This window comes from Bacillus sp. BS1807G30 (assembly GCF_040047675.1).
GTDB classification, from domain to species: domain Bacteria; phylum Bacillota; class Bacilli; order Bacillales; family Bacillaceae; genus Bacillus; species Bacillus altitudinis.
This window is the reverse complement of record NZ_CP157353.1, coordinates 615406-636123: the sequence shown is the minus strand read 5'-3', so window position 1 is coordinate 636123 and position 20718 is coordinate 615406. Positions and strand designations below refer to the sequence as shown.

Below are 20718 nucleotides of genomic sequence, written 5' to 3'. Positions count from 1 at the left end.
CCTTAATGTTTGAAATGTCTAACGCCAGTGAAGACCATGGCGATGCCGTATTCATCTGCTTTTTGGATCGATTCTTCATCACGAATGGAACCACCTGGCTGGATGATCGCTGTGACGCCTGCCTTTGCAGCAGCTTCTACTGTATCGCCCATTGGGAAGAACGCATCAGAACCTAGTGCACTCCCTTTTGCCTTTTCACCTGCTTGCTCAATCGCAATGTTAGCCGAGCCAACACGGTTCATTTGACCAGCACCAATACCTGCTGTCATTTGATCCTTCGCTAGAACGATGGCATTTGATTTCACATGCTTGACGACTTTCCAAGCGAGCTTTAAGTCTTTCCATTCGTCTTCAGTCGGCTCTCTTTTCGTTGGGATAGAGATCGTTGCTTCCTCTAAGCCGTATGTGTCGATATCCTGAACGAGCAATCCACCATGAACACTTGTGAGCTGCTTTTCTTTTTTCCCAAGATCTGCTTCTACATCTAATGTTAGTAGACGAAGGTTCTTTTTCGCTGTTAGCACATCAAGTGCTTCTTGGCTGAACGATGGTGCGATGACGATTTCTAAGAAAATCGTATGGAGCACCTCAGCCGTTTGCTTATCTACTTCACGATTAAGCGCCACAATGCCGCCGAAAATAGACGTTTCATCTGCTTTAAATGCACGATCAAATGCTTCTGCAATCGTTTCTCCTGTCCCAACACCACATGGGTTCATATGCTTTACAGCCACAGCCGCTGGCTCCGTAAATTCACGTACAATTTGAAGAGCTGCATCTGCATCTTTGATGTTGTTGTAGGAAAGTTCTTTTCCATGTAATTGCGTTGCAGTAGCTAAAGAGCCTTTGCTTGGAAGTGCATTTTCATAGAACGTCGCCGCTTGGTGCGGGTTTTCTCCATAACGAAGAGATTGTTTTTTCTCAAATGTGACTGTGAACTGTTCTGGCTCTGTTTCGCCAACAAAGTTCGTTAAATAATCCGCAATCAGGGCATCGTAAGCAGCTGTATGACGGAATACTTTTGCTGCAAGCTCACGTTTTTTCTCAAGTGACACGCCGCCTTCTTTGATTTGCTGAACGACTGAATCATAATCACGAGGATCGACAATCACTGTGACGTCTTGGTGGTTTTTTGATGCCGCACGAAGCATTCCTGGTCCGCCAATATCAATGTTTTCAATTGCTTCTTCATACGTCACATCGTCTTTTGAAATCGTTTCTTTGAATGGATAGAGATTCACGACAACAAGATCAATCGGCTGAATGCCGTGCTTTTCAATCTGTGCCATATGCTCCTCGTTTTCTCTCACTGCTAACAGTCCACCGTGAATGTTCGGATGAAGCGTTTTGAGTCGTCCGTCCATGATTTCTGGGAAGCCAGTCACTTCAGAAATACCAATGACATCAATTCCGTTCTCTTGAAGAAGTTTGTGTGTACCACCAGTTGAAATCACTTCAACGCCAAGTTCTGTTAGTTCTTTCACAAAAGGTACAAGATTTGTTTTATCGGAAACACTGATTAATGCGCGTTTGATCGTCATGCCTTTGTCACCTCATTAAGATAATTCTAAAAGTGATTTGATCACTTTTGGATATAGTGTGTGTTCTAATTCATGCATTCTTTTTTCAATGGATTCAAGGTCTTCCCCTTGTTCAATATGAATGGCTGCTTGATCAATAATCGGGCCGGTATCCATGCCTTCGTCGACATAATGAACCGTGATACCAGCCACTTTGACTCCTGCTTGATAGGCTTGTCCAATCGCATCGAGTCCAGGAAATGCTGGCAGTAAAGAAGGGTGGATATTCACGATTTTCCCTCTAAATGCATCAAGCAATGTCGGACCGATCAGTCGCATATACCCAGCGAGGAAAATCCATTCCACTTCATGCAGCTTCAGCTGTTCAATGATGGTTTGCTCAAAAGCGGCTTTACTCGGGAAAGCCTTCGGCGTAAAAGAAAAGGACGGAATGCCCTCTTTCTCTGCCCGCTCCAGCACCTTCGCACCCGGTTTATCACAGATCACAATGGCGGCTTTTGCCGGCCACTGTTCTTCTTTTAACGTATCAATAATGGCTTGAAAATTTGTCCCGCTTCCAGAGGCGAAGATCGCAAACTTTTTCATGAGAGGCTTCCACCACCGAAAGTGACGCCTTCTCCTTTTTGAACTCGTCCGATAAGAAAGGCTTTCTCTCCGTCTTGTTCAAGTCCACTGATCACATCCACAAGATCATCCTCTTTGACGGCTAGGACAAAGCCGATGCCCATATTAAATACATTGAACATGTCTTCTGCTTTCAATTGCCCTTTTTCTTGAATAAAGGAGAAAATAGGCGGGACCGGCCATGAGCCATTATCAATCTCAACACCAAGTCCTTCAGGTAGCATACGTGGTAAGTTCTCAATAAAGCCACCGCCTGTCACATGTGCCATACCGTCAACCTTGCCAGCTTTCACTTGTTTAAGAACAGGCTTGACATAAATCTTCGTCGGTTCCAGCAGCTCTTCTCCAAGCGGTCTTGTAAAAGGTTCATACGTTTGGTGAAGGTCTAGACCTGCGTCTTCCAGCAATACTTTTCGTACAAGAGAATAGCCATTGCTATGAATTCCGCTAGAGCTGAGTCCAATCAGCAAATGCCCTTCCTGGATGTTCTCTCCTGTGACGATTTCATCCTTTTCAACGACACCTACAGAAAATCCGGCAATATCATATTCTTCTTCTGTGTAAAGACCCGGCATTTCTGCTGTCTCTCCGCCGACAAGCGCTGAACCAGACTGCTCGCATCCGTCAGCTACACCTTTGACGATGGATTCAATTTTCAAAGGATCTGCTTTTCCAACTGCTAAGTAATCTAAGAAAAAGAGCGGCTCTGCCCCTTGTGCAAGTACATCGTTCACACACATAGCAACAGCATCTACACCGATCGTATCGTGTTGATCCATTAAAAAAGCGAGTTTTAATTTCGTACCAACACCATCTGTTCCTGAGACAAGAACGGGCTTTTTGTATGGCAGTTCAGATAAATCAAACATACCGCCAAATCCGCCTAGAGCCCCCATGACACCTGCTCTTTTTGTACGTTCTACGTGTGTTTTCATTCGTTTAACGGCTTCGTATCCTGCTTCGATGTCGACACCGGCGTTTTTATATGCTTCTGACATCCCATTCACTCCTTTTATCTGCTTGTCTTTCATGTATTTTCGGCAGAATGAAAGAGCAGCATATCAAATCACGTTGACTGCTGCTCCATTATTCGATTATTTCGTCAGGACTGTTTCCTTCACATGAGGAAGGACAGTATCTTCATAAATTTCGGTCGGGTATTTTCCAGTAAAGCATGCTAAACACTGACCGCGCTGCGGATCATCATACTTTCTGCCAATCCCGTCCATTAAACCGTCTACAGATAAAAATGCAATGGAGTCTGCACCGATTTCCTGTCTAATTTCTTCCACTGAATGAGATGACGCAATCAGCTCTTCGTGTGTAGACGTATCAATTCCATAAAAACATGGATGAGCGATTGGCGGTGAACTAATGCGCACATGCACTTCCGTCGCACCCGCTTCTCTTAGCATCGTTACAATTCGGCGGCTTGTTGTTCCTCGTACGATGGAATCATCCACCATGACGACACGTTTGCCTTCGACCACCCCGCGCACAGCAGACAGCTTCATTCGCACGCCCTGCTCACGCAATGCTTGAGACGGCTGAATAAATGTCCGGCCGACATAACGGTTTTTAATTAAACCTAGCTCATATGGAATACCTGTTGCTTCGGCATAACCAATCGCTGCAGAAATACTGGAGTCTGGCACACCTGTCACGACATCTGCTTCGACATGTGCTTCTTCTGCAAGCTTCTTGCCAAGATTCTTTCTCGCACTATGCACGTTGATGCCATTGATATTGCTGTCCGGTCTTGAGAAATAAATGTATTCCATGCTGCACATGCTACGGTTAATGTTCATCGAAAAGCGCTCAGATTTTAAGCCTTCATCATTAATGATCAGCATTTCGCCAGGCTCTACATCTCGTAAATAGGTAGCACCGACGACATCAAAAGCACATGTTTCAGAAGCGACAACATAAGCATCCCCAAGCATACCAAGTGAAAGTGGGCGTAATCCGTTCGGATCAAGCGCTACGATCATTTCTGTTTCCGTCATGATTAAGAAAGCATAAGCTCCTTTTAACATAGACAGAGCATTTTTGATTTGATCCTTCAAATCCATATATCCGCTGCGCTTAATTAAGTGAGCAAGCACTTCGGTATCAGAAGACGTTTGAAAAATACTTCCTTGGTTCTCTAGCTGCTGTTTTAATTGCGTTGCATTGACCAAGTTTCCATTATGAGCAAGGGCAAGACTGCCATTGTTTTGCGAGCGGAAGAAGAGGGGCTGCACATTCTCAAAGCCGCCTCCGCCTGCTGTCGCATACCGAACGTGTCCGATCGCACCTTTTCCCTTTAAATCCTTAAGCTCACCGTTTTGGAACACTTCCGTAATCAGTCCAAGGCCTTTGTGTGACGTCAGGTTTTCACCGTCTGTTGCAATAATTCCCGCACCTTCTTGTCCTCGGTGCTGAAGGCTATGCAATCCGTAATATGTGATTTGCGGGGCTTCTTCGTGTCCCCAAACCCCAAAGACGCCACATTCTTCGTTTAAGCCTCTGATTTCAGCAAGCATGGGATCGCTCCTTTCCATGCGCGTTCAAGCTCGTTGACTGCCGCATGAATCCATTGTTGTCCTTCTTGATTTTTGACAGTGAATACACCATCATTTGTGACCGTTCCGACTTCTTTTGCATCTTGCACAGCCGCAGCAAACGCTTCGCGATTTTCTGGTTTCACTGTGACGACAAAACGTGACTGTGATTCACTGAATAGTGATGCTGCGCTGTTTAGATCGATCTGGATATCAGCGCCAAGACCATCTGTTCCAAATGTACTTTCAGCTAGTGCTACACCAAGACCGCCTTCAGACACATCATGTGCTGACTGAACAAGTCCGTTTTGAATCGCTGCTAATAGGGCTTCTTGACGCGCCAGCTCTACATCCAAATCAATTTCTGGTGCTTTTCCGTAGATACGACCTTCTGTCATTTTTTGAAGCTCACTGCCTGCAAATTCTTCCTTCGTTTCACCAATGACGAAAATCACATCGCCTGCCTGCTGGAACGATTGAGTCGTAATATGAGCTGTATCTTCAATCAAACCAACCATGCCAATGACTGGCGTTGGGTAAATGGCTGTTCCATTTGATTCGTTATATAAAGAGACGTTACCGCCGATGACCGGTGTACTTAATGTACGGCAAGCTTCGCTAATGCCGTCAGCAGATTTTTCAATCTGCCAGAAGATTTCTGGTTTCTCCGGGTTACCGAAGTTCAAGTTATCTGTTACTGCAAGCGGACGAGCGCCTGAGCAGACAATGTTACGTGCGGCTTCTGCAACGGCGATCTTCCCGCCGACCTCTGGATCAAGGTAGAGATAACGTGCGTTACAATCAGTTGTCATCGCAAGAGCTTTTTTCGTCCCACGGATTCTGAGCACACCCGCATCAGAGCCAGGTGCAACGACTGTGTTTGTTCGAACCATATAGTCGTATTGATCGTAAACCCATTCTTTACTCGCAATCGTTGGCTGCTTTAACAGCTGTTTCAATGTATCTGCTGCATCTGTGATCGCTGGAGCTTCCACTTTTGTTTCTAAAAACTCACGATAGTATGCAGGCTCACTTGACGGCTTGTGATAAACCGGTGCTTCTTCTGCAAGTGCATCAACTGGAAGCTCACACACTACTTCTCCTTGATGGAGTAAACGAAGCATTTTATCGTCTGTCACATGACCGACTGAGACTGCTTCAAGGTCATATTTTTCAAAAATATCAATGATTTCTTGCTCACGGCCTTTTTCAATGACCAACAGCATTCTCTCTTGGGATTCAGACAGCATCATTTCATACGCTGACATGCCTGTTTCACGCTGAGGGATCAGGTCTAGGTTCATTTCGATACCTGAACCGGCTTTACTTGCCATCTCTGCACTTGAGCTAGTTAAGCCAGCCGCTCCCATATCTTGAATGCCCACAAGCGCATCATTTTTGATGACTTCAAGACATGCTTCAAGCAAAAGCTTTTCCATGAACGGATCGCCGACTTGAACCGCTGAACGTTTTTCTTCTGATTCATCAGAAAATTCTTCAGACGCAAATGTTGCACCGTGAATTCCGTCACGTCCCGTTTTAGCACCAACGTACATGACCGTATTGCCAACACCTTTTGCCTGCCCTTTCTTGATGTCTTCATGGTTGATTAACCCTACACACATCGCATTAACGAGCGGGTTGCCTTCATAGCTTTGATCAAAATGAACTTCTCCGCCGACTGTTGGAATACCGATACAGTTTCCATAGCCTGCAATCCCTGCCACTACTTCTTCAAACAAGTACTTCACGCGCGGTGAAGTCAGTTCACCAAAACGAAGAGAGTTTAATACCGCAATTGGACGAGCACCCATGGAGAATACATCACGGATGATTCCGCCAACACCTGTTGCCGCTCCTTGATACGGTTCAATTGCAGATGGATGGTTATGTGATTCGATTTTAAATACAACCGCTTGGTTGTCTCCAATATCAACGATTCCAGCGCCTTCCCCAGGACCTTGCAGAACATGCTCTCCTTTTGTCGGGAATTTGCTTAAAACAGGCTTTGAGTTTTTATAACTACAATGCTCTGACCACATGACAGAAAAGATACCCGTTTCTGTGTAGTTTGGCAGCCTGCCAATAATGGATTCGATTAAAGCGAATTCTTCATCACTCAATCCCATTTGCTGATACAATTTCTCTTCTTTAATTTGCTTGTGACTTGGTTCAAGCAGTAGTGACATGAGTGTCCCTCCAATTTTTCACGATAGATTGAAACAATTTAAGTCCGTCTGCGCTGCCTAGTAATGAGTCAACCGCGCGCTCAGGGTGCGGCATCATGCCGAGTACATTGCCCTGTTCATTCGTTACACCTGCAATTCGATTGACACTGCCGTTAATATCGTCACCGTAAGTGAAAGCGATTTGGCCTCGTTCAATCAGCTTCGCTAACGTGTCTTCGTCACAGTAGAAGTTGCCTTCTCCGTGTGCTACAGGAATCGTAATCGATTCACCTTTTTGATAACCGCTTGTAAATTGCGTTTCGTTGTTCTCTACAATGAGTTCAACTGGACGACAGATAAATTTTAGATCTTTATTCCGTCTCATTGCGCCTGGCAGAATGCCAAGCTCTTGAAGAATTTGGAACCCGTTACAAACACCAAGAACAGGTTTTCCTTCCGCAGCTGCTTTTTTCACAGCCGGCATGATGTTAGAAAAACGAGCAATCGCACCGCATCTTAAGTAATCCCCATAAGAAAAACCGCCTGGTACGAGTACACCGTCAAAACCATCAAGACTCGTTTCGTCGTGCCATACATATTCAACTTGTTCACCTAACTCATCTTGAATCGCATGGTACATATCGATATCACAGTTAGAGCCAGGCAAGACGATCACTGCAAACTTCACTGTGCGACAACCTCCTCCACCTCATAGCGGTAATCTTCAATCACCGTGTTGGCAAGCAATTTTTCACACATTTCTTTGACCACTGTGTCTAAGTCACGATCTGATTTCTCAATGACTAGCTCCATATATTTCCCGATACGGACATCCTTTACTTCCTGATAAGACATGCTGTGCAAAGCGTGCTGCACGGCACTTCCTTGTGGATCAAGAACGCTCTCTTTTAAGCTGACAAAAATTTTCACTTTATACATGTTTATGGCCTCCAAGTCTTTTGAAAATTTCTTCGTATGCATTTGTTAAGCCGCCCAGGTTTCGTCTGAACACGTCTTTATCAAGCTTTTCGTTTGTGTCTTTGTCCCAAAGCCTGCACGTATCAGGTGAAATCTCATCAGCTAGCAAAATACGATTCTCGTGATCTATTCCGAATTCAAGCTTGAAATCAATTAAATTCACATGGCAATCTGAGAAGATTTGCTTCAATTCTTCATTCACTTGTCTTGTGATCTGTTTCATTTCCTCGACCTGCTCAGGTGTCGCTGCATGTAAAATGCGAATATGATCTTCTGTAATGAGTGGATCGCCGAGTGCATCATCTTTGTAGTAAAACTCGATCAAAGGTGTGTCCAGTTTCGTTCCCTCTGGAATCCCAAGACGTTTTGACATACTGCCTGCCACCACGTTTCGCACAACGACTTCAAGCGGTACGATGTCTACCTTTTGAATGAGCTGTTCTGTTTCAGATAGGCGTTTCACAAAGTGATTGTTGATCCCTTTCTCATGTAGCATTTGAAAAATCAAGCTAGAAATTTCATTATTCAGTCTGCCTTTGCCTTCAATTTCCGCTTTCTTTTCACCGTTAAATGCTGTAGCTGAGTCTTTATATTCAACATATAAAATATGCTCGTCATCGGTCTGATAGATTCTTTTCGCTTTGCCTTCGTAGAGAAGTTCTTGTTTCACAGTCATTCAGATTGGCCTCCTAATTTGAATGTTGGCAATTTTCAGGATTAGGCGCCTGACTAGCAGGCGGCCCATTTCTTACGCAAGACCTAGACGTTCGAAAATCATATCGACATTTTTCAAGTGATAGTTGTAATCGAAGCAGTCAGCGATTTGTTCAGGTGTTAAGCGTGAAGTGATTTTCTCTTCTGCTTCTACTAATGAACGGAATGGTACTTGTTTTTCCCAAGCTTCCATCGCTTTTGGCTGAACCGTGTCATATGCTTCTTCACGTGCCATACCTGTATCAATAAGTGCAAGAAGAACACGCTGAGAGTAGATCAAGCCAAGTGTGCGGTCCATGTTGCGTTTCATATTCTCAGGGAACACCGTCAAGTTCTTCACAATGTTAGAGAAACGGTTCAACATATAGTTCAGTGCAATCGTTGCATCTGGTAAAATGATGCGTTCAGCAGATGAATGAGAAATATCACGCTCATGCCAAAGTGGTACATTTTCATAAGCAGTCAGCATATAACCACGGATGACGCGGGCAATCCCCGTCATATTTTCAGAACCGATCGGGTTTCGTTTATGCGGCATCGCTGATGATCCCTTTTGTCCTTTTGCAAAGAACTCTTCTACTTCACGCGTTTCACTCTTTTGAAGACCACGAATTTCAACAGCAAATTTCTCAATGCTTGTTGCAACTAAAGCAAGGGTTGCCATGTAATCTGCATGACGGTCACGCTGCAAGGTTTGGGTTGAAATTGGTGCAGCTTTGATGCCAAGTTTCTCACATACATATTGCTCAACAAACGGGTCGATGTTCGCATATGTGCCAACAGCACCAGAGATTTTGCCGTATTCGATGCCGGCTTTTGCTTGTTTAAAACGTTCTAAGTTACGCTTCATTTCCTCGTACCAAAGACCAAGCTTTAGGCCAAATGTTGTCGGTTCAGCGTGTACACCGTGCGTACGACCCATCATGACTGTATATTTGTGCTCTTTTGCTTTTTCTTTTAGTATGTCAACAAATCTCTCAATGTCCTTGAGCAAAATATCGTTCGCCTGTTTTAATAGATATGAAAGCGCCGTATCCACTACGTCTGTAGATGTTAACCCGTAATGAACCCACTTTCTTTCTTCTCCTAGAGATTCAGATACAGCACGCGTAAAGGCAACCACGTCGTGGCGCGTGTCTTGTTCAATCTCCAAAATACGTCCAATATCAAAGCTTGCATTCTTGCGCATTGTCACAACGTCTTCTTTCGGAATGATGCCAAGTTCTGCCCAAGCTTCACAAGCGAGAATTTCTACTTCAAGCCATGCATTAAATTTGTTTTCCTCTGTCCAGATTGCTGACATTTCTGGTCGTGCGTAACGTTCGATCATTTCCCGTTTCCTCCATCTCTTTCAGTCCATATCTTTGTGATGTTTGCCATCCATTCATCATCAAGCTGTTTCATAAATGTCATATGCCCCATTTTGCGGCCGGCTTTTACTTCATGTTTGCCATATAGATAAAGCTTCGCTTCCTTTAAAAGCTCAGGATGTTCTTTTGGGATGTCCACTTCATCGCCCAGCAAATTCACCATCATTCCCTCTGATAAAAGAGCTGTTCCGCCAAGAGGCAAACCGCATATGGCGCGAATGTGCTGTTCAAACTGACTCGTCTCACATAAATCCAATGTGTAATGTCCAGAGTTATGCGGGCGCGGTGCCAGTTCATTGACGAGCAGCTTCCCTTCATTTGTCAAGAACAGTTCAACAGCAAGCGTACCGACTAGCCCTAGCTTTTCAGCAAGCGTTGTTGCCAGTTCTTTTGCTTTCTCCTGAATGCTGCCATCTACCCGTGCAGGCACGATGCTTTGGAATAAAATATTGTGCTTATGAATGTTCTCAGCGACTGGGAATGTCGCAATTTCCCCATGAACAGAACGCGTCACAATCACGGACAGTTCCATTTGGAAAGGAACCCAGCTTTCTAAAATACATGTTCCATGAGTGAGAAGTGCAGCAGCTTCATGAAGCTGATCCTTCTCTTTGATGACGTACTGTCCTTTACCGTCGTAACCACCTCTGCATGTTTTCAGCACAGCTGGCAAACCAAGCGCATTTACTGCGTCTTCCAGCTCCTTCTCATCATGAACGATGCGATAAGGGGCGACTTCACAGCCTGCATCTACAATCCCTTTTTTCTCGGTTTCACGGTTTTGGGTTAAAAGAAGGAGTTCGCTTCCTTGCGGTAAATACGCCTCTTCCTTCAGTTGATTGAGTGCATCATAATCAATGTTTTCAAATTCATATGTGACCACATCACTGATGTCCGCCAGCTGCCTGATCGCATTAAGGTCACTGTATGCGGCTGTAATTTCTTTATCAGCAACCTGTCCACAAGGTGAATGTGTGACGGGGTCAAGAACTGCTGCACGGTAACCCATTTGCTTTGCACTGACGGCCATGTATCTGCCAAGCTGTCCGCCGCCTATGATACCAATGGTTGCGTTTGGAAAAATGGTCTGCTTAGCCAAGCTGATCACTGCTTTCTAATACAGTTTGTTTTATTTGCTCTCTTCTTTCTTCAAGGCGTGCTGCAACGGCTTCATCGAATGCTGAAATCATTTGTGCAGCTAAAAGGCCTGCATTTGTTGCACCGGCTTTGCCGATTGCCACTGTGGCAACAGGTACACCGCCTGGCATTTGAACGATGGATAATAAGGAATCCAGCCCGTTTAATGCTTTTGATTGTACGGGCACACCAATGACCGGCAGTGTCGTTTTTGCTGCGACCATCCCCGGTAAATGTGCTGCGCCTCCAGCACCGGCAATAATGACCTTGAGTCCTTTACCTCTTGCTTCAGTCGCATATTCAAACATCAAATCAGGTGTCCGATGTGCGGATACAACCTGTTTTTCATACGGAATGTTCAATTCCTCTAAGATATCGCACGCATGTTTCATTGTTTCCCAATCAGATGTACTTCCCATGATGACACCTACAAGCGGCTTCATTTTGTCCCCACCTTTAAGCTATTATTCGATTTTGTATCGTTTGACACGCTTCCCAAACCTAAGTAGCTTGTCAAACGCCGAACAAAAAGGCCCGGTTTGTATTGCATTGTTAGGAAGCAACACAAACCGGGCCATGGTAAGCGCTGTTCGCTTTTAAAACGCCATGTCAGTTTTGTTCACTATCCTGCATAGTCCAGTCATTTACGGTAACTGGGTAGAAACTTATGGGCCATATTCCCAAGATTATATGAGGCTCGTGTTTTGATTTCATGTTTATCTTAACAACGGATGTTCATGATGTCAACGGATTTATCGAACAATCTATGAAGTCGTCGTTTTAATGTTCGGATTTAGAGTATTTTTCCCTCAAATACGATTTTTTTCCCAATCGGAATGATCTGAATCGACCCATTTTCCTTCTTTTCCTGAAAGATGGGCTCCTCCATTCGTCGGACAGGTGAGTAGCCTTCCTCCGCCATCTGGGACAACACTTGATCAATCGTCATGTTGTCTTCCACGTAGAATTTCTTTTTCTTTGGTTTTGCGGTCATTCTTTAATTCTCCTTTTCTTCACAGCCTTCACCCAGAAGCCGCCATGAATCGTTTTGGGCTCATACGAAATGATAAACGCCTTTGAATCAAGCGTTTTAATCGTTTCATATAATTGCAGTTCATATTTTCTCGGTGTTAAAATTTGCATCGCTGACCGGTCTCCTTCAAGACCTCCTACTACCCAGTTGGTGACGCCATATCCTTTTTCTCTCAATTGTTTTGGGAGATCTAGATCGATTTCTTTTGTAATCACGTTCACAGTAATGTAGCCAAGTGCCAGCTTCTCTTCAATTTTCATCCCGACAATGATTCCAATTCCATAACCTAGCGCATACGCAATGACATTTTGTACTTGATCTAAGTTATCTAATACGATACTCAAACCAATGACATAAATCAGCATCTCGACAGTACCAGCAAAAGCGGCTGCATACCTTCTGCCTTTCATTGTTAAAATTAAACGCATAGTGGAAAAAGAGACATAAACAATGTTAATCACTAAAATAATCAAAACCATGGTGAACGCATTGGATAAAAGTTGTTGAAGCACGATTCGAACCCCCTGCACTAAAAATCAAATAAAGCACCCCATATTCTACTAGAGAACAAACCTTGATACAATCAAATTTGCGCGAGAAAAACACATATATCTTTCGACAACAAGGGGTGGTCTTTGTTACCAAGAGTTTACCCGTTTTTTCCTCTTCTCAACATGAAAAACCTCCTTTTTCAAAAGGAGGCTTTAGATGGTTGATAAAGGGCTAAAATATACTTTATTTTAACCCTTTGTCTTTTTTCAGCGTGATAGAAGGCCTTTGAATTTTAAAAAGACCGAGTACACGCTGAAACGTGTTTTATCCAAACCGAACTGGAACAAGTGATGGGATCAAATACTCTCCGACAATGCCCCATAAAAGGGCAATGATGACGAGCTCAATCAACAAAAAGACCCAGCCGGCATACATCAAGTCTCCCCGCACAGCTTCTTGCTCTGATTGAATGGAGCGGAAGAGCACAATGGCAATCAGCTGAAGACCGAAAAACATCATGACGGATAAAATCACCGTTACATATGGAATATTCAGCATGGCAAATACAAGCCAAAGGATAGATAAAACCAAAACCGGCACAAGCACGGCACCGAACTTCATGATCACTTCTTTCAGCGATATGTTTCCTTTCAGCATGTACTTACCGAGCACCCAAACCGTCAGCATCATCAGTGTCAACAAAATGAGTGTAAAGACCGCTACCTTCAAAAAGGCGTCACCAAAAGAATAATGAATACCAAAACCTAATAAACGGGTCTTTGACGCCTTTAATTGAACGTAGTTGCCTAAAGCAAAAAACACACTGAATAACACAATTGAAATCCAGGCGTACTTCATGCGTAAAGTGTCCGCTTGATGGATCGCACGACTCGGTGATTTTAACATCGCAAACCCATATGAGCCGTAGCGCTTAAACGCACCTCCAACACCTCTTGCGATGCGCTGAATGGCTGAACCCTCTTCATCAGCTGGCTTAGCCGTTCTTCCTCGTTTTGCAGCACTGCGGCTGAGGCGGGACTGCCTTGTTTCTTGATCTATTGATGGCTCTTCGTTTTTCGTTTCAGATGTGACCTGCTCTTGATCTTTCTCTAACATCCCATATCAACTCCTATCTCAGACAATCCGCACAGGCTCAAGTGACCTGTCCGAATGACTCCTATTAAAGTAGCGGAGTCTCTCTATTCAGTCAAGATTCCTTGACGTTCATACGAATAGACGGATAAAAGAATGAAGAGGTTTTAAATGGAGAGAAAATAAGACAAAACAAAAAAGCTGATGACTGGATCAGCTTTTCATCATCTTTCATAACTTTTCATGAACGATAGCGCCCCTGCTTTGCTTTCTGAATCCGAAGATTCTCCTGGTGTGCCGCGAAACGAGTCTTTTCTGTCGTATCGACTTGTGTAATTTGTCCATTATGAATGGTGATCACCACCGACCCGTATTCAATCCCTTTTAAGGCAGATAAAATAAAATTCAGCTTTTGTTCATCCATCGCTCATCCCCCATCCCACTAATTTTGCTTGCGCTCTTTTAAATAGAGAACCTCATTTTCCAGCTCATGAATCGTATAGTGCATGAGCGCTTCATGTTTTTCTTCATGCCCCCATAAAAGGAGCTGCTCAATCAATACCTGCTTTTTCCGCTCAATCACCTGCCTAAGCCAGCGTGACAAGTCATCCCCTCCCGTTATGATGAATGCAAGAAAAAAGGCACTCTGAACCCTTCTATAGAAAAAAGGAAATCAAAGCGCCTTTGGTGATCCAATCAGCGAATTATGTCTTTTTATCATAAACACATAATTCCTATAAGTCAACTATGTTTTTGAAATTTCCCTACAAAAAACAGCAGCCTCCATGAGCTGCTGTTTCAGACAAACCATTAATGATTTAAGAAAGCAAAATATAGAATAAAGATGACAAACAGTCCGTACATAATTGGATGCACTTCTTTTGCTTTTCCTTTAAAGATCATGGTGATCGGGTAGAAAATGAAACCAATCGCAATCCCTGTCGCAATACTATATGTCAGTGGCATCATAATCATGGTTAAGAAGGCCGGTACCGCAATTTCAAAACGATCCCATGCGATCTTTGCAAGAGGTGCTACCATCAGTGCACCGACAATGATTAAAGCAGGTGCTGTTACATTCGGTGTCACGACAGATAAAAGCGGCGAGAAGAACATCGCAAGTAAGAAGAAAATACCTGTCACGACAGCTGCAAAACCAGAACGGGCACCCGCAGCAACACCTGAACTAGATTCAACATAAGACGTCGTCGTTGATGTACCAAGAACAGAACCGACTACGATAGAAGAAGAATCCGCCAGAAGCGCTTTTCCTGCACGCGGCAGCTCATTATTTTTCATTAAACCAGCCTGCGTTGCCACAGCCACAAGTGTACCAGCTGTATCAAAGAATCCAACGAATAGGAACGTTAAAATAACCACAAGCATTTGAATGGAGAAGATGTCTGGCAAGTGAATCAAGGCTTGACCAAAAGTTGGAGACAAGCTTGGAATGCTATCTACAATTTGAGATGGAACTGGCACAAGACCAAGGATCATCCCAGCAATAGCTGTCACAAGCATCCCAATGAAGACACCTGCATTCACACGAAGAACCATTAAAATGACAGTCACAATGATCCCAAATACCGTTAACAGGACAGGACCACTATGAATATTCCCAATCGATACAAGCGTATTATCGTTATTGGCAATAATGCCAGAGCCTTGAAGACCTACGAATGTAATGAACAAACCAATCCCTGCACCAACTGCCAGCTTCAGCTCAGCCGGAATGGCATTGATGATTTTTTCACGGAAACCTGTTAAAGAAAGAGCAACGAAAATCAATCCTGACACAAACACACCGGAAAGTGCTGCCTGCCATGAGATCCCCATACCAAGAACCACCGAGAAAGCAAAGAACGCATTCAGACCCATACCTGGTGCAATTGCAATCGGGTACCTGGCGATCAATCCCATCAGGAAACAACCTGCCGCAGAAGCTAACGCTGTAGCTGTAAAGACAGCCCCCTGATCAATTCGTAATTTATCTGGAAAATCCGGTACTGCTACTAAAGCAAGTGTGATCGGATTAACAAACAAGATGTAAGCCATCGACAAAAATGTCGTTAAACCGCCGATGATCTCTCTGCGATAATTCGTCCCTAACTCATCAAACTGAAAAAACTGTTTCAAAGCCAACTGACTCCCTTCATGTCCTTTTGCTTTAGTCTGTCCCATTCACAAGTCAAATAAAAAACGCCCCAACAGTTTTTGGGACGCTTGACTACAATGTGAATTCAGACCGTGACATCAAACAAGAACAATGCATGATTTATATCAAACGAGTGTGAATTGACGTAGTCAAGCCATTTACGGTAGCTTGGTAGAAACTTGCGGGCCATATCCCCGCCATTATACGACTTCTATCTATTTGATTTCTGTGTCTATTGTACCAACTTCATTTTTAAAACACAATACAAAAAGCGAACATTTTTCAAAGAAATGTCCGCTTCATTCGTCTTATTACACGAATTTGGAAAATCACCTCTAGTTCTTTATACACCCATCACTGAATTCTGGCAAAAACCGTTTCTGCTACATCGAAAAATGCCTTCACAGCAGGAGAAGCTTGCGTGAGCGATGGACAGGCAAGCGCCACCTCACGATGATGCGATACATTCAGATGACTGATCTGCACAAGTTGCTGCGTTTTTAGGAATAACTCAGGACCTATCGTCACACCAAGTCCTTCCCCAACCATGCGGCCAATGGTCGTACAATCATGCACTTCAAATAAAATAGACGGCTTGATTTGCGCCTCTGAAAAAATATCCTCTACATGGGATTGATACATGCCAGTTGGCATAATAAATGGTTCATCTGCTAATTCTTCCATGTCTACAATTGGCTGCTGCTTAAAACGATGATTTTCGTGATAGGCGACCACCATTTTATCTTTCATAAGTGGCAATAGATCAAACGATTCATCCGCTTTACCTTTTACAACAAACCCAACATCAATAATGCCAGAATCGAGCCACTCCAATATTTCTTCATATGTCCCCTCATAGAACTTAAATTCAATCTTTGGATGCTTTTTCTGATAGCTCACAAGCAGTTTTGGCAATAAACAAGCGGATGCACTGGCAAAAGTTCCAATTCGAATCAAGCCAGATTCAATATTTTTGGTGAGCGCAATTTCCTGTTGAATTTTCTCTACTCGATTTAGCACTTCTCTTATATGCGGAAGAAGGGTTTCACCGGTATCTGTCAGCGTAATGCCCTTTTTTCGGTCACGCACGAATAAAGACACGCCCCATTCCGTCTCTAAACTTGCCACCGCATGACTCACGGCAGACTGTGTCATATTTAATGCTTCAGCTGCAGCTGTAAAACTGCCTAGCTCGACCACCTTAGCCATCGTCTCGAATCGAACAAAGCTCATGAGTATTCACTCATCCCTTTCATGAAAAACATCAATTTTACTTATGTTAGCACGGAATTTAAAATGAATACAACGTTTCAACATAAAGGAAGGGTTCAAAATGAAAAGTACATCATATCCATTGCTCATATTTCTTTTAGCCGTCGGTTCTTTCGTCACAGGTACTTCAGAATTCGTCGTATCAGGCATACTGGACATCATTTCTGACGATCTGCGCATCTCCATCCCGGTTGCGGGACAGCTCATCACCATCTATTCTCTTTTTTATGCCGTGGGTGCCCTCTTTTTAGTCATGGCCACATCGAAATTGAATCGAAAAAAGGTTCTTTTATCGGCGATTTCCATGTTTATAGCAGGTAATGTGCTTGCCTTTTTTAGCCATCACTTTATGCTGCTCATGCTCTCGCGAGTCATCATGGCCATGAGTGGCGGCTTATATATTGTGCTCGCAACAAATTACGCAGCGCAGCTCGCCCCGCCAGAAAAAAAGGGGAGTGCGATGGCAACAGTAATCACTGGATTTACTGTTTCACTAGTACTCGGTGTACCGATTGGAACATTTTTAGCAGGATATGTAGATTGGCATGCCATTTTTCTCATCATTGCAATAGGGACCACATGTCTCTTGTTTCTTCTGTATCGATTATTACCGCCTATGGAGGGACATTCCTATGTGCCATTTAAGCAGCAAATGCAAATTCTTCAAGACCGCAGGGTGTTAAGCGGATTAGCCACGACAGCCTTTTGGATCTTAGGTTACACGATGGTATTTGCTTACATTTCGCCATTATTGCGGCAAACATCCGGATTTACGCTTGAACTGACAAGCATTGCCTTGCTTGTCTTAGGCATCTCCGCTTTTATTGGCTCGCGCTTTGGTGGATACGCTGTCGATCAATGGGGACCAAACCGAACCATTTCAATCAGCATCACGGTTCAGATGCTCATGCTCTTTGCATTATCCTTTACACAATTTTCGGTAGTTGGCGTCTTCATCACGCTCGCCATTTGGGGCACCGCCACATGGACAACAACACCAGCGAAGCAATTTTATCTCATCTCCCTAAAACCCGAAACATCTGAAACCGTGCTGAGCTTTAATACAGCGATTATGAATATCGGCATGATGCTCGGATCGTCAATGGGTGGTCTGATTATTCAATATACAAATGTAACGAATTTAAGTTGGATAGGCGGGCTAGCCAGTTTTGTTGCATTGATGTTGATTCGGTACTCGTTCAATCGTCATCGACTGCTGCATCAACAGATAAAAAGCGAACATGTGTAATCATGTTCGCTTTCTTACTTATTGACTAGCTTTTGATGTTTCTTTTTTGACTGGAATGGTTACCGTTATCGCCTTCTGTGGTGCCAACATATTCAGCTCTGACAAATCAATATAAAGCCCATATTCTTTAAATGAAAAATGGTTTAATGATAAAGTATCTAACTCCTTATTATCAAATTCAAAGGTGGATTGCATGGAAGCTGTCTTTAAATTCGTCATCTTCGCATGGTTCCCTTTCAAGTAATATCCGCTTTCATAGTCTGCTTGTGGATCGGGCCATGATTTCATCTTTTCAACATCGCCTAATCCAATGAATTCACCTATATTCTCCATCACATCCTGATCTAATTCTTTTTGATCTACTCCAGTAAATTGATAATCAACAATCACAGAACGGTCTTTTTGCTCTATCTTATTGATTTTGATTCCGATGCCATGGTGTTTTGTTTTGAACTGAACAGGCAGCTTTGTCTGAAGAGGAATGATTTTGCTTTCTTCCCGTTCGATATTCACATATGTGTCAAATGTCAATTCAGTCGCCTTTGGATTGATCGGCTGATTCAAAATCGTTAAATGATCTTTTCTAGTTTTGTCAGAAGACATTTGTTTTTTTCTTAAAACGGTTCCAATCTCAAGCTGATACTCATTCCCTAAATTATCCTTCATTCCATCTATACTGACTTTATCATCTTTGGCAAAACCATTGTAATCAATGGCATATTGAATTGCAGAGCCATTCACTCCGTTTTCTACCTTTACATTTCTTATTTGATAACGTCCATTTAAAATAGACACGTCTTTTTGTCCCGCTAATAAAGTGGTTTTTTGCTTGACCACAGGTAACTTGAAGCGCCAATTCCCTACAATATCCCCAATCTTCGAAATAACAAGCGGTACTTGCTGACCTTGTTTGATCGTTTGTCCATTTGTATAGACTTCCGTCTGCCCAACATAGCGGCCATCTTTCATTTTTTTCAATCCCTGATTGTCGTAACTCGGTTGGAAAGTGTCATTTATACGATCGAAGTTGTTGACTATGAATGGTACAGAATCTTCCTTTGTATTCAAATTCTCCACAGTAAACGTATAAACAAGCCGCCCTGCATCATAATACACACTGTTTACTTTCACAGTAACCCCTCTTGATTCAGCCCCCTCATTGACATGCTTCACCAACTCACTCTGAAAAAGAGACATTCCTACTTTATCGTGAAACATCATATATAACTGTCCAACAAACGGCACTCGAGCCATCGCTGTATTAAGAGAAGGAAAAATGAAGCCTGATGAAAAGTAAAGGACAACAAGGGCGATAACTGAATAGATTGGCGTTCTCCAATTCCATGTGAACCAACGTCTTTTCTTTTCCGCTTTCACATCTCCCATTGCTTGACGAATTGCAGAGGTCAATTCAACTTTTGGTACATCAATCTCTTCATAAAGCTTTTTCATTTCTTTTCGTTCCATCGACACTCTCCTCCTTCTCCAATGTTTGCTTTAATAACTTTCTTGCTCGATACAAATGCGTTTTGACTGTTCCTTCGGGCACACCCATCTGTTCAGAAATCATTGAAATCGAATAATCTTGAAAATAAAATAGCTGAATCACGAGCTGATATTGCTCATCTAATACATCTAGTGCATTTTTTAAATCGAGCTTGTCTTCCAAAAAATCATGACGCTCAACGCTCTCATGATGCTGTTCAAACGGAACAACATCTTGCTGCTTTTTCTTCATCGCAAAAACCGTATGAATCAAAATCCTAGTCAGCCATGTAGAAAAATAAGCCGGTTCTTTTAATCCAGATAAATGTTTAAATGCTTTAATGACCGTCTCCTGAACAGCATCTAAGGAATCCTCTTTATTTCTTGTGTAGAGAAAAGCCGTTTTATATAAACGCTCTTGATACATCAGCATTAATGTCTCAAATGCCGGGACATTCCCTTTTTGTGCTTTTTTAATTAGACGCACTTGCTTCATCTCATCCACACCTCCTACACCTGTTAGAGCAAGGTTTCTCTCAAACGGTTTCAACAATCGGAAATTTCTTTTACTTAGCATATGTCGGACAAAAACAGAGAAAGTGAAGAATAGGCCGCATAGATCGTATTGAACTTTTGATATAATGGAAGAAATATCTACAAAAAGGAGGATATTGATTGTTTCTATTTGAAGAACCTGCTTGTGCTAGCTGCCAAAAGAAGATAGAAGGTAACGAAGAAGTGTACGTTAAGCTGGTCTATCCAAAGAGACGAGGAATGACAGAAGTAAAGGCTTGGCTAAGAAATGAAGGGGTATTTTATTGTAAGGCATGTACAGAACAAAAGACATCACATGGGGGATAAATGC

Annotated in this window: 22 protein-coding genes and 2 riboswitches; of the genes, 2 read left to right on the top strand and 20 right to left on the bottom strand. The window is 43.1% G+C overall.

What is annotated here, in order from left to right:
* Positions 1-2 precede the first annotated feature (2 nt).
* The 18 genes from purH to ABG082_RS03150 all read right to left on the bottom strand — a co-directional run bounded on the left by purH (position 3) and on the right by ABG082_RS03150 (position 17080).
* Positions 3-1541, bottom strand: a complete 1539-nt coding sequence (gene purH / locus ABG082_RS03235) for a bifunctional phosphoribosylaminoimidazolecarboxamide formyltransferase/IMP cyclohydrolase (protein WP_035703537.1) — start codon at positions 1539-1541, stop codon at positions 3-5.
* Between the two features lie 15 nt (positions 1542-1556).
* On the bottom strand, positions 1557-2126 hold the full coding sequence (gene purN, locus ABG082_RS03230) for a phosphoribosylglycinamide formyltransferase (RefSeq protein WP_008344288.1): 570 nt from the start codon (positions 2124-2126) through the stop codon (positions 1557-1559).
* The gene (gene purM / locus ABG082_RS03225) at positions 2123-3163 is read right to left on the bottom strand and encodes a phosphoribosylformylglycinamidine cyclo-ligase (protein ID WP_035703535.1); all 1041 of its coding nucleotides are present in this window, start codon (positions 3161-3163) and stop codon (positions 2123-2125) included. The genes purN and purM overlap by 4 nt, the downstream gene beginning before the upstream one ends.
* A gap of 96 nt (positions 3164-3259) precedes the next feature.
* Positions 3260-4690: an amidophosphoribosyltransferase gene (purF, locus tag ABG082_RS03220; RefSeq protein ID WP_008344290.1), complete on the bottom strand. Its 1431-nt coding sequence runs from the start codon at positions 4688-4690 to the stop codon at positions 3260-3262.
* The gene (gene purL / locus ABG082_RS03215; RefSeq protein ID WP_008344291.1) at positions 4666-6897 is read right to left on the bottom strand and encodes a phosphoribosylformylglycinamidine synthase subunit PurL; all 2232 of its coding nucleotides are present in this window, start codon (positions 6895-6897) and stop codon (positions 4666-4668) included. Before purL ends, purF begins: the two co-directional genes overlap by 25 nt.
* Complete coding sequence (gene purQ, locus ABG082_RS03210) at positions 6881-7564, bottom strand: phosphoribosylformylglycinamidine synthase subunit PurQ (RefSeq protein WP_008344292.1); 684 nt, start codon at positions 7562-7564, stop codon at positions 6881-6883. Before purQ ends, purL begins: the two co-directional genes overlap by 17 nt.
* Positions 7561-7815, bottom strand: coding sequence for a phosphoribosylformylglycinamidine synthase subunit PurS (gene purS / locus ABG082_RS03205; RefSeq protein WP_003214349.1), 255 nt, complete (start codon positions 7813-7815; stop codon positions 7561-7563). The genes purQ and purS overlap by 4 nt, the downstream gene beginning before the upstream one ends.
* Positions 7808-8530, bottom strand: a complete 723-nt coding sequence (purC, locus tag ABG082_RS03200; RefSeq protein WP_007496901.1) for a phosphoribosylaminoimidazolesuccinocarboxamide synthase — start codon at positions 8528-8530, stop codon at positions 7808-7810. The genes purS and purC overlap by 8 nt, the downstream gene beginning before the upstream one ends.
* Positions 8531-8602: 72 nt before the next feature.
* On the bottom strand, positions 8603-9898 hold the full coding sequence (gene purB / locus ABG082_RS03195) for an adenylosuccinate lyase (RefSeq protein WP_035703533.1): 1296 nt from the start codon (positions 9896-9898) through the stop codon (positions 8603-8605).
* A complete protein-coding gene (purK, locus tag ABG082_RS03190) occupies positions 9895-11037 on the bottom strand; it encodes a 5-(carboxyamino)imidazole ribonucleotide synthase (RefSeq protein WP_348936529.1) in 1143 nt (380 codons plus the stop codon). Before purK ends, purB begins: the two co-directional genes overlap by 4 nt.
* Positions 11030-11518, bottom strand: a complete 489-nt coding sequence (gene purE / locus ABG082_RS03185) for a 5-(carboxyamino)imidazole ribonucleotide mutase (RefSeq protein ID WP_348936528.1) — start codon at positions 11516-11518, stop codon at positions 11030-11032. Before purE ends, purK begins: the two co-directional genes overlap by 8 nt.
* Before the next feature lie 169 nt (positions 11519-11687).
* Positions 11688-11789, bottom strand: a riboswitch (purine riboswitch).
* A gap of 79 nt (positions 11790-11868) precedes the next feature.
* Positions 11869-12069, bottom strand: coding sequence for an NETI motif-containing protein (locus tag ABG082_RS03180; protein ID WP_008344299.1), 201 nt, complete (start codon positions 12067-12069; stop codon positions 11869-11871).
* On the bottom strand, positions 12066-12620 hold the full coding sequence (locus ABG082_RS03175) for a DUF5698 domain-containing protein (RefSeq protein WP_008344300.1): 555 nt from the start codon (positions 12618-12620) through the stop codon (positions 12066-12068). Before ABG082_RS03175 ends, ABG082_RS03180 begins: the two co-directional genes overlap by 4 nt.
* Before the next feature lie 304 nt (positions 12621-12924).
* A complete protein-coding gene (locus ABG082_RS03170) occupies positions 12925-13716 on the bottom strand; it encodes a hypothetical protein (protein WP_057078371.1) in 792 nt (263 codons plus the stop codon).
* Positions 13717-13933: 217 nt separating this feature from the next.
* Positions 13934-14116, bottom strand: a complete 183-nt coding sequence (locus tag ABG082_RS03165; protein WP_057078372.1) for a YezD family protein — start codon at positions 14114-14116, stop codon at positions 13934-13936.
* A gap of 18 nt (positions 14117-14134) precedes the next feature.
* Positions 14135-14296: a hypothetical protein gene (locus ABG082_RS03160; RefSeq protein ID WP_008344307.1), complete on the bottom strand. Its 162-nt coding sequence runs from the start codon at positions 14294-14296 to the stop codon at positions 14135-14137.
* 206 nt (positions 14297-14502) lie between these two features.
* Positions 14503-15828: an NCS2 family permease gene (locus ABG082_RS03155; RefSeq protein ID WP_056408255.1), complete on the bottom strand. Its 1326-nt coding sequence runs from the start codon at positions 15826-15828 to the stop codon at positions 14503-14505.
* A gap of 145 nt (positions 15829-15973) precedes the next feature.
* Positions 15974-16075: riboswitch (purine riboswitch) on the bottom strand.
* Positions 16076-16201: 126 nt separating this feature from the next.
* The gene (locus ABG082_RS03150; protein WP_348936527.1) at positions 16202-17080 is read right to left on the bottom strand and encodes a LysR family transcriptional regulator; all 879 of its coding nucleotides are present in this window, start codon (positions 17078-17080) and stop codon (positions 16202-16204) included.
* Positions 17081-17180: 100 nt separating this feature from the next.
* On the opposite strand from ABG082_RS03150, the gene ABG082_RS03145 reads away from it, so the two are divergent.
* Positions 17181-18368 (top strand): MFS transporter, encoded by a 1188-nt coding sequence (locus ABG082_RS03145; RefSeq protein WP_348936526.1) that lies wholly within the window; start codon positions 17181-17183, stop codon positions 18366-18368.
* Positions 18369-18386: 18 nt separating this feature from the next.
* Here the strand turns inward: ABG082_RS03145 and ABG082_RS03140 are convergent, their stop codons facing one another.
* Together ABG082_RS03140 and ABG082_RS03135 are read right to left on the bottom strand one after the other, a co-directional pair.
* Positions 18387-19835 carry a DUF4179 domain-containing protein gene (locus ABG082_RS03140; protein WP_213406470.1) on the bottom strand — a complete coding sequence of 483 codons (1449 nt, stop codon included), beginning with the start codon at positions 19833-19835 and terminating at the stop codon, positions 18387-18389.
* Positions 19804-20349, bottom strand: coding sequence for a sigma-70 family RNA polymerase sigma factor (locus ABG082_RS03135; protein ID WP_348936525.1), 546 nt, complete (start codon positions 20347-20349; stop codon positions 19804-19806). The genes ABG082_RS03140 and ABG082_RS03135 overlap by 32 nt, the downstream gene beginning before the upstream one ends.
* Before the next feature lie 179 nt (positions 20350-20528).
* On the opposite strand from ABG082_RS03135, the gene ABG082_RS03130 reads away from it, so the two are divergent.
* Positions 20529-20714, top strand: coding sequence for a hypothetical protein (locus ABG082_RS03130; RefSeq protein WP_047946428.1), 186 nt, complete (start codon positions 20529-20531; stop codon positions 20712-20714).
* Positions 20715-20718 lie beyond the last annotated feature (4 nt).

Bases quoted from the DNA above. Each gene is read 5' to 3' on its own strand.
- purM (WP_035703535.1), bottom strand. From the start codon at position 3,163: ATGTCAGAAGCATATAAAAACGCCGGTGTCGACATCGAAGCAGGATAC.
- purS (WP_003214349.1), bottom strand. From the start codon at position 7,815: ATGTATAAAGTGAAAATTTTTGTCAGCTTAAAAGAGAGCGTTCTTGAT.
- ABG082_RS03180 (WP_008344299.1), bottom strand. From the start codon at position 12,069: ATGACCGCAAAACCAAAGAAAAAGAAATTCTACGTGGAAGACAACATG.
- ABG082_RS03150 (WP_348936527.1), bottom strand. From the start codon at position 17,080: ATGAGCTTTGTTCGATTCGAGACGATGGCTAAGGTGGTCGAGCTAGGC.
- purE (WP_348936528.1), bottom strand. From the start codon at position 11,518: ATGAAGCCGCTTGTAGGTGTCATCATGGGAAGTACATCTGATTGGGAA.
- ABG082_RS03165 (WP_057078372.1), bottom strand. From the start codon at position 14,116: ATGGATGAACAAAAGCTGAATTTTATTTTATCTGCCTTAAAAGGGATT.
- ABG082_RS03170 (WP_057078371.1), bottom strand. From the start codon at position 13,716: ATGTTAGAGAAAGATCAAGAGCAGGTCACATCTGAAACGAAAAACGAA.
- purH (WP_035703537.1), bottom strand. From the start codon at position 1,541: ATGACGATCAAACGCGCATTAATCAGTGTTTCCGATAAAACAAATCTT.
- purC (WP_007496901.1), bottom strand. From the start codon at position 8,530: ATGACTGTGAAACAAGAACTTCTCTACGAAGGCAAAGCGAAAAGAATC.
- ABG082_RS03135 (WP_348936525.1), bottom strand. From the start codon at position 20,349: ATGAAGCAAGTGCGTCTAATTAAAAAAGCACAAAAAGGGAATGTCCCG.
- purL (WP_008344291.1), bottom strand. From the start codon at position 6,897: ATGTCACTACTGCTTGAACCAAGTCACAAGCAAATTAAAGAAGAGAAA.
- purN (WP_008344288.1), bottom strand. From the start codon at position 2,126: ATGAAAAAGTTTGCGATCTTCGCCTCTGGAAGCGGGACAAATTTTCAA.
- purF (WP_008344290.1), bottom strand. From the start codon at position 4,690: ATGCTTGCTGAAATCAGAGGCTTAAACGAAGAATGTGGCGTCTTTGGG.
- ABG082_RS03140 (WP_213406470.1), bottom strand. From the start codon at position 19,835: ATGGAACGAAAAGAAATGAAAAAGCTTTATGAAGAGATTGATGTACCA.
- ABG082_RS03145 (WP_348936526.1), top strand. From the start codon at position 17,181: ATGAAAAGTACATCATATCCATTGCTCATATTTCTTTTAGCCGTCGGT.
- purB (WP_035703533.1), bottom strand. From the start codon at position 9,898: ATGATCGAACGTTACGCACGACCAGAAATGTCAGCAATCTGGACAGAG.